12 protein-coding genes are annotated in these 12382 nt (G+C 71.0%); 5 read left to right on the forward strand and 7 right to left on the reverse strand.

From position 1 onward, the window contains the following. Positions 1–2: 2 nt before the first annotated feature. The 5 genes from AB0K65_RS23975 (at position 3) to AB0K65_RS23995 (ending at position 5095) form a co-directional block, all read left to right on the forward strand. On the forward strand, positions 3–1355 hold the full coding sequence (locus tag AB0K65_RS23975; RefSeq protein ID WP_365719739.1) for a GTP-binding protein: 1353 nt from the start codon (positions 3–5) through the stop codon (positions 1353–1355). Positions 1356–1546: 191 nt separating this feature from the next. Beyond that, a complete protein-coding gene (locus AB0K65_RS23980; RefSeq protein WP_365719741.1) occupies positions 1547–2653 on the forward strand; it encodes an aliphatic sulfonate ABC transporter substrate-binding protein in 1107 nt (368 codons plus the stop codon). Positions 2654–2686: 33 nt separating this feature from the next. After that, a complete protein-coding gene (locus AB0K65_RS23985; RefSeq protein ID WP_365719743.1) occupies positions 2687–3481 on the forward strand; it encodes an ABC transporter ATP-binding protein in 795 nt (264 codons plus the stop codon). Next, positions 3468–4352, forward strand: a complete 885-nt coding sequence (locus tag AB0K65_RS23990) for an ABC transporter permease (RefSeq protein ID WP_365719745.1) — start codon at positions 3468–3470, stop codon at positions 4350–4352. Before AB0K65_RS23985 ends, AB0K65_RS23990 begins: the two co-directional genes overlap by 14 nt. Positions 4353–4360: 8 nt before the next feature. After that, positions 4361–5095: a sirohydrochlorin chelatase gene (locus AB0K65_RS23995; RefSeq protein ID WP_365719747.1), complete on the forward strand. Its 735-nt coding sequence runs from the start codon at positions 4361–4363 to the stop codon at positions 5093–5095. 195 nt (positions 5096–5290) lie between these two features. Here the strand turns inward: AB0K65_RS23995 and AB0K65_RS24000 are convergent, their stop codons facing one another. The 7 genes from AB0K65_RS24000 to AB0K65_RS24030 all read right to left on the reverse strand — a co-directional run bounded on the left by AB0K65_RS24000 (position 5291) and on the right by AB0K65_RS24030 (position 12322). Next, the gene (locus AB0K65_RS24000; RefSeq protein ID WP_365719749.1) at positions 5291–5914 is read right to left on the reverse strand and encodes a DsbA family protein; all 624 of its coding nucleotides are present in this window, start codon (positions 5912–5914) and stop codon (positions 5291–5293) included. 78 nt (positions 5915–5992) lie between these two features. After that, on the reverse strand, positions 5993–6547 hold the full coding sequence (locus tag AB0K65_RS24005; protein WP_365719751.1) for a DUF1697 domain-containing protein: 555 nt from the start codon (positions 6545–6547) through the stop codon (positions 5993–5995). A 73-nt stretch (positions 6548–6620) separates the two neighbouring features. Next, positions 6621–7823, reverse strand: coding sequence for a S8 family serine peptidase (locus AB0K65_RS24010; RefSeq protein WP_365719753.1), 1203 nt, complete (start codon positions 7821–7823; stop codon positions 6621–6623). Between the two features lie 224 nt (positions 7824–8047). Continuing rightward, positions 8048–9241 carry a macrolide-inactivating glycosyltransferase gene (gene mgt, locus AB0K65_RS24015; RefSeq protein ID WP_365719755.1) on the reverse strand — a complete coding sequence of 398 codons (1194 nt, stop codon included), beginning with the start codon at positions 9239–9241 and terminating at the stop codon, positions 8048–8050. A gap of 53 nt (positions 9242–9294) precedes the next feature. Beyond that, positions 9295–10590 (reverse strand): sugar ABC transporter substrate-binding protein, encoded by a 1296-nt coding sequence (locus AB0K65_RS24020; protein ID WP_365719757.1) that lies wholly within the window; start codon positions 10588–10590, stop codon positions 9295–9297. Continuing rightward, a complete protein-coding gene (locus AB0K65_RS24025; protein WP_365719759.1) occupies positions 10590–11429 on the reverse strand; it encodes a carbohydrate ABC transporter permease in 840 nt (279 codons plus the stop codon). The genes AB0K65_RS24020 and AB0K65_RS24025 overlap by 1 nt, the downstream gene beginning before the upstream one ends. Beyond that, complete coding sequence (locus tag AB0K65_RS24030; protein ID WP_365719809.1) at positions 11426–12322, reverse strand: sugar ABC transporter permease; 897 nt, start codon at positions 12320–12322, stop codon at positions 11426–11428. Before AB0K65_RS24030 ends, AB0K65_RS24025 begins: the two co-directional genes overlap by 4 nt. Between the last annotated feature and the right edge of the window lie 60 nt (positions 12323–12382).

A 12382-nucleotide genomic window follows, 5' to 3' on the forward strand; every position in this document is an offset into this window, starting at 1 on the left:
CCATGACGAGCACGAGCACGACCGAGCAGTTCGCCGACGTCTCGGCGACCACCCTGCTGCGCTTCGCCACCGCCGGCTCCGTCGACGACGGCAAGTCCACCCTGGTGGGCCGGCTCCTCCACGACTCCAAGTCGGTCCTCACCGACCAGCTGGAGGCCGTCGAGGCCGCGTCCATCAAGCGCGGCCAGGACGCCCCGGACCTCGCGCTGCTCACCGACGGGCTGCGGGCCGAGCGCGAGCAGGGCATCACCATCGACGTCGCCTACCGCTACTTCGCCACGGCACGCCGCCGGTTCATCCTCGCCGACACGCCCGGGCACGTGCAGTACACCCGGAACATGGTGACCGGCGCCTCGACCGCCGAGCTGGCCGTGGTCCTGGTCGACGCCCGCAACGGCGTCGTCGAGCAGACCCGCCGGCACGCCGCGGTCGCCGCGCTGCTGCGGGTGCCGCACGTCGTCCTGGCCGTGAACAAGATGGACCTCGTCGACTACGCCGAGCCCGTCTTCGCCGCGATCGCCGAGGAGTTCACGACGTACGCCTCGGAGCTGGGCGTCCCGGAGATCACCGCGATCCCGATCTCGGCGCTGGCCGGCGACAACGTCGTGGAACCCTCCGCGAACATGGACTGGTACGGCGGCCCGACCGTCCTGGAGCACCTGGAGACCGTCCCGGTCAGCCATGACCTGACGGCGTGCCACGCCCGCTTCCCGGTGCAGTACGTGATCCGTCCGCAGACCGCCGAGCACCCGGACTACCGCGGGTACGCCGGTCAGATCGCGGCCGGCGCCTTCCGGGTCGGCGAGGAGATCACCGTCCTGCCGTCGGGCAGGACGTCCACGATCACGGCGATCGACGCGCTGGGCGAGCCCGTGGACATCGCGTGGGCCCCGCAGTCGGTCACCATCCGGCTCGCCGACGACATCGACATCTCCCGCGGCGACCTGCTGGCCCCCAGCGGTGACGCCCCGGCGACCAGCCAGGACGTCGAGGCGACCGTCTGCCACGTGGCCGACCAGCCGCTGACGGTGGGCCAGCGGGTACTCCTGAAGCACACGACCCGCACGGTCAAGGCGATCGTGAAGGAGATCCCGTCCCGGCTGACCCTGGACGACCTCTCCCAGCACCCCGAGCCGGGGCAGCTCGTCGCCAACGACATCGGCCGGGTGAGGGTCCGCACCGCCGAGCCGCTCGCGCTGGACGCGTACGTGGACTCCCGGCGTACCGGCTCGTTCCTGCTGATCGACCCCGCGGACGGCACCACGCTCGCCGCCGGCATGGCGGGCGAGGCATTCGCCACCGCCAAGGCGCTGCCCGTGGCGGACGCCGCCTCCGACGAGGGCTGGGACTTCTGACATGCGACAGGACGTGTACGCCACCTTCGCCAAGGAGGGCGGCCGGGTGGGTTCCGGCGCCCTCGGCGCGGGCCGGGGAGGAGTCGGGCGATGTGCGTGCTGACGTCCACGCCGCGGGTACGCGGCGCTGTCCCGCTCCACCCCGCACGACATAGACGACGAGAACTTCGAAGACCCTGAGGGGAACCTCCGTGCCTGCCTCCCGCACCACCCTGCGCCGCTCGCTCGCCGCCGCCGCGGCCCTGCCGCTGCTGATCGGCGCGCTCGCCTCGTGCGGCTACGGCTCCCAGGCCAAGGACGACCAGAAGAAGGTGGCCGCCGAGGGCGCGAAGCTCTCGGCCGACAAGGTCCGGCTCGGCTACTTCCCGAACCTGACCCACGCCACGGCCCTGGTGGGCGACCAGGAAGGCATCCTGCAGAAGGAGCTGGGCGGCACGCGGCTCGAGGTCTCGACCTTCAACGCCGGCCCCTCCGAGATCGAGGCGCTCAACGCCGACTCGATCGACATCGGTTTCATCGGCCCCTCCCCCGCGATCAACGGCTACACCAAATCCGGGGGCACGAACCTGCGCATCGTCGGAGGCTCGGCCTCCGGCGGCGTGAAGCTCGTGGTCGACCCCGACAAGATCAAGACCCTGGACGACCTCAAGGGCAAGAGGATCGCCACCCCGCAGCACGGCAACACCCAGGACGTCGCCTTCCTCAACTGGATCTCCGAGAAGGGCTGGAAGGTCGACGCCCAGAGCGGCAAGGGCGACGTCTCCGTGGTCCGCACGGACAACAAGGTGACCCCGAACGCCTACACCTCCGGCTCCATCGACGGCGCCTGGGTGCCGGAACCGACCGCCTCCAAGCTGGTCACCGAGGGCGCGAAGGTCCTTCTCGACGAGTCGACGCTGTGGCCCGACAAGAAGTTCGTGATCACGAACATCATCGTGTCGCAGAGATTCCTCGCCGAGCACCCCGACGTCGTCGAGGCCGTCCTGCGCGGTGTGGTGAAGACCAACGCGTGGATCAACGCCCACCCGGACAAGGCGAAGGCGTCGGCGAACGCCAAGCTCAAGGAGCTGACGGGCAAGCCGCTCGGCGCCAAGGTGATCGACGCCGCCTGGCCGTCGATCCGGTTCACCGACGACCCGCTGGCCGCCACGCTCCAGGCCCAGGCGGACCACGCGGTGAAGGCCGGCCTCCTCAAGCGGCCCGACCTGAACGGCATCTACGACCTGAAGCCGCTCAACAAGGTCCTCAAGGCCGCGGGGCAGCCCGAGGTCGCCGACGCCGGTCTCGGCGTCAAGTAAACCAACCAGCCGAGTTCCCAGGAGGTGACGACCATGGCCACGACCGCGACGCTCGCCAAGGCCGAGGACCGTGCGGCGGTGACCCATGCCGCCCGGATCGCGCATGTATCGAAGTCCTTCGGCGGACCCGCGGGTCCGCAGCTCGTCCTCGACGACATCACGCTCGATGTCGCCCCGGGCGAGTTCGTCACCCTCCTGGGGGCCTCGGGCTGCGGAAAGTCCACGCTGCTCAACCTGGTCGCCGGGCTCGACCGGCCGTCGGCGGGGTCGATCGAGACCCCCGGTGGCCGGCCGGCCCTGATGTTCCAGGAGCACGCCCTCTTCCCGTGGCTGACCGCGGGCAAGAACATCGAGCTGGCCCTGCGGCTGCGCGGCGTCCCGAAGGCCGAGCGCCGCCCGGAGGCGGAGCGCCTGCTGGAGCTGGTCAGGCTCCGCGGCTCGTACGGCAAGCGGGTGCACGAGCTGTCCGGCGGTATGCGCCAGCGGGTGGCCCTGGCCAGGGCGCTCGCCCAGGACAGCGACCTGCTGCTGATGGACGAGCCGTTCGCCGCGCTCGACGCCATCACCCGTGACGTGCTGCACGACGAGCTGACCCGGATCTGGCGCGAGACGAACCTGTCGGTGCTGTTCGTGACGCACAACGTGCGCGAGGCCGTGCGGCTGGCCGAGCGCGTGGTGCTGCTCTCGTCCCGGCCGGGCCGGATCGCCCGGGAGTGGACCATCGACATCCCGCAGCCGCGCCGCATCGAGGACGCCGCCGTCGCGGAGCTTTCCGTCGAGATCACCGAAGAACTGCGTGGGGAGATCCGCCGTCATGGCCAGCACTGACACGACCACCAAGGCCGACGACCTGGCCGGCCTGGAAGCGGGCCTCGACGCGCTCGACGCGGTGCAGGTCAGCCGCACGCCGGTCCGCGAGGTCCTGCTGAAGAAGGTGCTGCCGCCCGTCCTCGCCGTCGCCCTGGTGCTGGTGGTGTGGCAGCTGCTGGTCACCGCCAAGGTCACGGACGAGTTCAAGCTGCCGCCGCCGTCCGCGGTCTGGGACAGCCTGTCCACGATGTGGCTGGAGGGCACGCTTCTCGACGTCCTCTGGACGAGCGTGTCCCGGGCTCTGCTCGGCTTCCTGATGGCGCTCGCCATCGGTACGCCGCTGGGCCTGCTCGTCGCCCGGGTGAAGTTCGTCCGCGCGGCGATCGGCCCGATCCTGTCCGGCCTGCAGTCGCTGCCCTCGGTCGCCTGGGTCGCCCCCGCGGTGCTCTGGATCGGCCTCAACGACCAGATGATGTACGCGGTGATCCTGCTGGGCGCCGTCCCGTCGATCGCCAACGGTCTGGTGGCCGGTGTCGACCAGGTCCCGCCGCTGTTCCTGCGGGCCGGGCAAACGCTCGGCGCGACGGGACTGAAGGGGGCCTGGCACATCGTGATGCCGGCCGCGCTGCCCGGCTATCTGGCGGGTCTGAAGCAGGGCTGGGCGTTCTCCTGGCGGTCGCTGATGGCCGCAGAGATCATCGCGTCCTCCCCTGAACTGGGCCTCGGGCTCGGCCAGTTGCTGGAGAACGGCCGGAACAACATCGACATGCCGGGGATCTTCCTCGCCATCATCCTGATCCTGGTCGTCGGCATCGCCATCGACCTCCTGATCTTCAGCCCGCTGGAGCGCTCGGTCCTGCGCAGCCGCGGTCTGCTGGCCCGGAGCTGAGTGCGCCCATGAACCCCGTCCTGCTCGTCGTCGCCCACGGCAGCCGCGATCCGCGGCACGCCGCGACCGTGCACGCGCTGGTGCGCCGTGCGCGGTCGCTGCGGCCGGGGCTCCGGGTGGAGACGGCGTTCCTGGACTTCAACCTCCCGTCGGTGCCCGGGGTCCTGGCGGCCCTGGCCGCCGAGGGGGTCCGGGAGGTGGTGGCGCTGCCACTGCTGCTGACCCGGGCCTTCCACGCCAAGGCCGACATCCCCGCCGTCCTTCGCCAGGCCCCCGCCGGCCTCCGCATCCGGCAGGCGGAGGTCCTCGGACCGTCCCCGCTGCTGGTGTCGGCGGTGGAACGCCGGCTGTACGAGGCGGGCCTCGGGCCCGCCGACAAGAGCACGACCGGGGTCGTCCTGGCCTCGGCGGGCTCCTCTGACCCGGAGGCGATCGCAGTGATCGCAGAAACGGCGCGGGAGCTGCGGCGCACCGGTTGGTGCTCCGTGCGGCCTGCGTTCGCCTCCGCATCCCTTCCCCGGACCGAGGACGCCGTCCGCGCGCTGCGCGCCGACGGCGTCCGCCGGGTGGCGGTGGCTCCGTACGTCATCGCCCCGGGCCGGCTCCCGGACCGCATCGCGGCGGGTGCGGCCGACGCCGACGTCCTGGCCGGCGTCCTCGGTCCGGCGCCGGAGCTGGCACGCCTGCTGACCGCTCGCTACGACGAGGCGCGGACCGCGGCCGGGCTGGTGGCGGTCGGCTAGGGCGTGTTTCGAAGGTAGCGCCGTCCGCCCGCAGGGCGGGCCCCGCGGCGTCCGGTGCGTGCGATCGCACGGCGGAGGGTCGCCCTCGTACGGGACGTACGTGGACGATCACGACCACGCGGCGAGCGTGCGTGCCAGGCGTCGCGGGGCAGGCGGGACTCTCGAAACACGCCCTGAGGTCCGTGCCGTCGGCGGTCAGCTGAAGTCCAGGCCGCCCGTGCGAGTCCGCTTGATCTCGAACAGGTCGGAGTGGCCGGCGAGCACCCGGAAGCCGTCGAACAGCTCGGCCGCCTTCTCGCCGCGCGGGACGGCCCGCAGGACCGGTCCGAACCAGGCGGTTCCGTCGAGGTGGAGGGTCGGGGTGCCGACGTAGCCGTCCGCCTCGGGGTCCTTGCCCGCGTCGTGGCTGCGGCGGACCGCCTCGTCGTACCCCTCGTCGTGCGCGGCCGCGGCCAGCTCGGCCGGCAGGCCGACCTCGGCGAGCGACTCGGCGATCACGGCGTCGAAGTCGGTCTGCTTCTCGTTGTGGATGCGGGTGCCGTACGCGGTGTAGAGCGGGCGCAGGATCTCTTCGCCGTGCTTCTCGGCCGCCGCGACCGCGACCCGGACCGGGCCTATCGACTTGTCGACGAGTTCCCTGTACCACTCGGGCAGGTCGTTGCCGACGTTGTGGAAGTACAGGCTCATCACGTGGAACCGCAGGTCGATGTCACGATGCCGCTCCACCTCCAGCATCCAGCGGGAGGCGATCCAGGCGAAGGGGCAGGCGGGGTCGAAGTAGAAGTCGACGGCGGTCCTGGGCTGCGTCTCGGTCGTCATGTGACATGAGCCTAGCCAGCGGGCCCGCCGGATCGGCGGGCCATTCGCGACTCCGTCAACTGGGCCAATCGCGAGCGGTCAGGCGCGCGTCAGCTCCACCAGCTTGGCCACGGTGTTCCAGTTGCGCGAGGTGGCGACGACGCCCTTGGTGAGTCCGGGCCGGGAGAGCGCCTCGGCGAGCTTCGACCGGCCGAGGCCGTCGGGCGCGTAGAGGTAGAGGGCGCGGTCGCCGAGCCGGAACTCCTCGGGCAGGAAGGCGGCCTGGTCGATTCCGGCGAGCCGTTCGGGATCGACGCGCTCGGAGAAGTACGTGACGTGGAGTTGCCTGCCCTCCAGCTCGGCGGCGGGGAAGGGGCAGGCGTCGGCGACGGCGGCGAGGTAGTCCGCGTCGCGCACCAGACAGTCGACGCGGAAGCCGAAGTGCCGCTCGACGGCGTCTTCGAGGTCCTGACGGAGCGCGTCCTCGCTCCGGTCGTCGGCGTCGGTGGTGAAGACGGCGTTGCCGCTCTGCAGGTAGGTGCGGACGTCCCGGTGGCCGAGTTCCTCGAGGAGCGAACGGAGTTCGGCCATGGGGACTTTGCGGTGGCCGCTCACGTTGATCCCGCGGAGCAGGGCGGCGTAGGTCGTCGTCATGCGCACACCATAAGGCGGCCGCCGCGCCCCGTGGGGGAGGGCGCGGCGGCCGCCGGTCACGCGAGGGGAGCCGCTACTCGACGATCTTGAGCAGCTTGTTGGCGGTGCCCTGGCTGGGGTTGGTGATCTTGTCGGTGCTGGCACCGCCGACCAGGGCCTGGGCCACCTGGTCCGGGGTGGCGTCGGGGTGTCCGGCGAGGTAGACGGCGGCGGCGCCGACCACGTGCGGAGTCGCCATCGACGTGCCCGAGATGGTCTTCGTCCCGGTGTCGCTGTCGTTCCAGGCCGAGGCGATCTCGGAGCCCGGGGCGTAGAGGTCGACGACGGAGCCGAAGTTGGAGAAGTCGGACTGCTCGTCGGTCTTGGTCGAGGAGGCCACGGTGATCGCCTCCGGGACGCGGGAGGGGGAGCCCTGGCCGGCGTCGGAGGACTCGTTGCCGGCGGCGACGCCGAAGGTGACGCCGGAGGCGATGGCCTTCTTGACGGCCTCGTCCAGGGCCGGGTCGGCGCCTCCGCCGAGGCTCATGTTGGCCACGGACGGGCCCTTGTGGTTCTGGGTGACCCAGTCGATGCCGGCGACGACCTGCTCGGTGGTGCCGGATCCGGCGTCGTCGAGGACGCGGACCGCGACGATCTTCGCCTTCTTCGCGATGCCGTAGGTGGATCCGGCGATGGTGCCGGCCACATGGGTGCCGTGGCCGTTGCCGTCCTGGGCCGTGTCGTCGTTGTCGACGGCGTCGAAGCCGTCGGTCGCGCGGCCCTCGAAGTCCTTGTGGGTGACGCGGACGCCGGTGTCGATGACGTAGGCGGTGACGCCCTCACCGGCCTTGTCGGGGTAGGTGTACTTCGCGTCCCCGGCGGTCTCGGCCTGGTCGACCCGGTCGAGGCCCCAGGAAGGCGGGTTCTCCTGGGTGGCGTTGATGGTGAACTTCTTGTTCTGCACGACCTTGGCGACGGCCGGGTCGGCGGCGAGGCGCTTGGCCTCGGTCTCCGACATGCCGTTGACGGAGAAGCCGTTGACGGCCGAGTCGTAGCTGCGGCGCAGGGTGCCGCCGTACTCCTCGGCCAGCTCGCCCTTGTCGGCCTTCTCGTCCAGCAGAACGATGTAGCTTCCGGCGACCGCGCCTTCGGCACCGATCCCGAACACCGTTCCCTCGGCGGGAGCGGGGGCCGCGCCCGCGAACGGGGTGGTGAGGGCGGTGACGCCCGTCGCGGCCGCTATCGCCGTGGCGACGACGACGAGCTTCGTCCTGCGAATACGCTTGTGTGTTGCCATGAAGAGGGGTCTCCTCGTCAGGATTTGTGGGGGGTTGGGCCACTGGAAGGAAACTCTCCGGTAGCTGGTTCGAAACCCTGACCGATTGACGAGTGCAAATCAAGGCCTTCACACACCTATGACTTATTCAACAAGCTTTCTTAATAACAAGTGCGACACTTCCGCCCAACTCGGGCCATGCGTAAGGCCCCCGGTTCACCCGGGGGCCTTCGTCGTCGCCCTTCTCAGCGGAGTTCGGCCTCGATGAGGTCGGCGGCTCGGCGGGCACCGCCTTCACCGGCCATGCCCGCCTGGATCTCCCGTGCCCGCCGTGCCACTTCGGGGTCGCCGGTCAGGGCGAGCACGGCCTCGCGCAGCGCCTCCGGCGTCGCCTCCTCCATCGGCAGGTGCCGCGCCACTCCGAGGGACTGGAGCACGTCGGCGTTGCCGAACTGGTCGACGGCCTGCGGGACCGCGACCATCGGCGTGGCCGTGGCCAGGCCCTCCTGGCTGCCGCCGGCGCCGGCGTGCGTGATGAACGCGTCCGCCTGCCTGAGAACGGCCAGTTGCGGTACCCACGACCGCACCTCGACGTTGGCCGGCAGGCCGCCGAGTTCGGCGGGGTCGACGAACCGGCCGATCTGCAGGACGACATGCCACTCCGGCAGGCCGGCGAAGGCTTCGGCGCACGCACGGTAGAAGTCCGGCTGCTTGGTGAAGGCGGAGCCCAGAGAGACCAGGAGCACCTTCTCCGCACCGGAGGGGCGCTGCCACTCCCCCTGCTCCGCCCGCTCCCCCTGACAGGCGCCGACGAACGTGAAGACGGACTCGTCGACCCGGTCGGCGTGCGGCTGGAGCGCCCGGGGGATGAGCACGAGCGCCCGCCGGGGGCGCGCGACGAGCCGGTCGGGGTGCGTGTCGACACCGTGCTCGGCCAGCCAGGACGTGAACCGCGCGTAGTACGCCTTCCCCCGCTCGGACGCCTTGAGTTCGGCGAACATGGGCTCGGCGACCTCCTCCTCGTACCCCTCCCAGGGAACGAGATTGGGCCAGAGTCCGACGGCGGGCACACCCCAGCGGTGGGCGAGGACCGGCGCGGGGTACGACGTGATGTCGTGCAGGACGAGATCGGGACGGTCCGCGTCGAAGGCCTCGGCCAGTTGAGGCAGCGCCTGGACCGCGTCGTCCAGGAACGGCTCGATGTTGTCGATCAGCTCGGTTCCCCACGCCTCCGGGTCGTCGTCGGTGGGCAGCGTGGAGGTGTAGACGACGGGGGTGGCCCCGGTCGCCGCGACCTTCTCGGCGAAGGCCGCGGGGATGGCGTAGCTGACGCGGTGCCCACGCTCGACGAGCTCCCTGATCACTTCGAGGCTGGGGTTGACGTGGCCGTGGGCGGCGATGGAGAACATGGCGACATGGGCGCGCGGGGTGGTGGTCATGACCGCGAGCCTAAGCGAGACGAGACGTCTCGTCCAGTCGGTTTCGGTCGACGTCAGTGGCGCTGGTAGCGGGCGAGGACCGGATTGCCGTCCTTCTCCAGCCGTTCGCGCAGCTCGTCGGCGTCGATCGCCCCGCTGTAGTACTCCTGGAACGCCGGCGTCGCCACCTTGTCCTTCCACTCGGCATAGCCCCGCACCGACTGCGCCGGTGCCGGCCGCAGCTGCCGCGCCACCGCCGCTCCGGTGGCCCAGCCGTCCTCCGGCGTGTGCAGGGAGGGGTCGGCGAGCGCCGCCGTGCCGGTGGGCAGCATCCAGTCACCCCGCGCGAGGCGGACCATGTTCCGCGGCTGGAGGAAGAAGTCGAGGAAGAGTGCGGCCTCCTTCTTGTGCGGGCTGTCCTCGGCGATCGAGAGCGTCTGCGGACTGACACCCTGCGCGAGGCCGTGCCGCCCCGCCGGGGCGGGCAGGACGATCCACTCGAAGCCCTTGGGGGCCTGCTGGGTGATCTGCTGCCGGTACGAGAACCCGAGCGGGACCATCGCGTACGTACCGCCGAAGAATCCCGGAAGGGTGTCCGAGCCGCCCGAGCCGAGCGTGGACCGCGAGGCCGAGCGGTCGATGCCCACCTGATCGTGGATGGTCCGGGGCACCACCCCGTCGGCCTCGGTGAAGCGGACGGTGACCTTGCCGTCCCCGCCCCGGTGGAACAGCCGCCCGCCGGCCGAGAGGCCCAGGTTGAGACTGACGGAGACCGGCTCCTTGAGCGGCCAGGCGACCGCGTACCTCCCCTTGCCCATGCTCGCCGTCAGGTCCTTGGCGACCTGCCGGAACTCCTCCCAGCTCCACGGCCTCTCCGGAGTCGGGATCCGGACGCCGGAGGAGTCGAGGATCTTCTTGTTCGCCATGATCATGCGCGGTTCCTGGAGGAACGGCACGCCGTAGATCCCCTCGCCGAAGGTGGTCGTCCGCCAGCTGTGCGCGGGGATGTCGGCGCGCAGCCGCGCGGGGAGGAGGCCGGTCAGATCGGCGAGGTAGCCGCCGTAGGCGAAGTCGGCCAGGTCGTCGGAGGCGTCGTGGATGATGTCGGGCGCCTCGCCGCCCTCGAAGGAGGTGAGGAGCTGGTCGTGGACCGAGTCCCAGCTGCCCTGGACGTAGTCGACCTGGATGTCGGGGTGGGCGGCGTTCCACTCCGCCACCAGCTCCTTGTTGGCGTCGACGGATTCCTGCTGCCAGGCCAGGGACTGGAAGCGGAGCCGCACCTTCCCGTCCTCCCGTTCCCCCTCCGAGGCGCAGCCGGTGAGCAGCAGGGCCAGTGCGGCGGCCGCGGCGGTGAACGTACGGATGCGCATCAGGACTTCACCGCCCCGGTGAACATCCCGCCGGTGATCCGCTTCTGGATGACGGCGAAGAGGACGAGGGAGGGGATCGTGGCGAGGAAGGCCGCCGCGGCCAGCGGGCCGAGGTCGGCGACGCCCTCGGCGCCGAGGAAGTGGGTGAGGACGACCGGCAAGGTCTGCTTCTCCGGGGTCTTGAGCAGAACGAGCGCGAAGAAGAACTCGTTCCACGCGGTGACGAAGGCGAAGAGCGCGGTGGCGACGATGCCCGGGGCGAGCAGCGGGGCGGTGACCGAGACGAGGGTCCGGAGCCTGCCCGCGCCGTCGACGGCGGCTGCCTCCTCCAGTTCGGCCGGCACGGCCCGGACGTACCCCACCAGCATCCACAGCGCGAACGGCAGCGACCAGACGACGTACACCATGACCAGCCCGGCCAGGCTGTTGATCAGGTGGAGGTCCTTCAGGACGAGGAAGAGCGGAATGATCACGAGGACGAAGGGGAACGCCTGGCTGACCACGACCCACCCCGTGGCGGCGGTGGTGAGCCGGCTCCGGTGCCGCGCCGTCACATAGGCCATCGGCGTGGCGACGACGACGGCGATGAGAGCGGCGCAGACCGCGGCGACCAGGCTGTTCCCGGCGGCCCGCAGCAGGGACTGTTCGTCGAAGGCCTGCCGGAAGTTGGCGAGGGTGGGGTCCTCGGGGATCCAGGTGGGGTGGAGGGAGGCCAGTTCGGGGGCGGGCTTGAAGGCGGTGGAGACCAGCCAGAGGAACGGGAACGCGAGGAAGACGAGATAGGCGAGGAGCGCGAGGTACTGGCCGATGCGCGCGGGCCTGCTGGTGCGGAGGCTCACCGGTCCTGTTCCCCCTTCAGCCGTCCGACGAGGTAGAGGGCGAGGAGCACCGAGACGACGGCCACCATCACACAGCCCATCGCGGCGGCGTAGCCGAACTGGCCGTAGCGGAACGCCTCTTCGTACGCGAAGAGCATCGGCAGCCGGGTGCGGCCCCCGGGTCCGCCGTTGGTCAGGACGTAGACCAGGGCGAAGGAGTTGAAGTTCCAGATGAAGTTGAGGGCGGTGATGGCGAGGGCGACGGGTCTGAGGGCGGGCCAGGTGACGGTACGGAAGCGGCGCCAGGCGCCCGCGCCGTCCAGTGCGGCGGCCTCGTGGAGTTCGTGCGGGGTGTTCTGGAGCCCGGCGAGCAGGGCGACCGTGGTCTGGGGCATGCCCGCCCACACCCCGACGAGGACGACGGCGGGCAGGGCGGTCGCCGGCCGGGTGAGCCAGTCGCCTCCGTCTCCCAGGCCCAGATCGCGGATCGTCTCGTTGAGGATGCCCGCGTCGGGGTTGTAGACCAGGCGCCACATGATGCCGACGACGACCTCGGGCATGGCCCAGGGGATGATCGCGAGCGCTCGGGCCAGCCAGCGGAAGCGGAGCTTCTGGTCGAGCAGGAGGGCGAGGCCGAGGGCCAGCAGGAACTGCGGGACGGTGACCCCGACGGCCCAGAGAAGGCCGATCCGGAACGACTCCCAGAAGAGCGTGTCGTGGAGCAGGTCCTGGAAGTTGAGGGTGCCCACCCACCGCGTCGGCTGGGTGCGGCCGGACTGGGCGTCGGTGAACGCGAGCGCGATGCCGTAGAGGAGCGGGCCGACGCTCAGGACCAGGATCGGGATGAGGGCCGGCAGCACCAGGAACCAGGCGCCGAAGCCCTGCCTCCGGTCCGGCTCCCTGCCGGCGGTCACCGGTCCGCCGGACCGCTTCGGCGCGATCGCCACACTCACAGATGAGACCCCTTATGAGAC

The sequence above is a fragment of the Streptomyces sp. NPDC053755 genome (assembly GCF_040677675.1).
GTDB lineage: Bacteria > Actinomycetota > Actinomycetes > Streptomycetales > Streptomycetaceae > Streptomyces.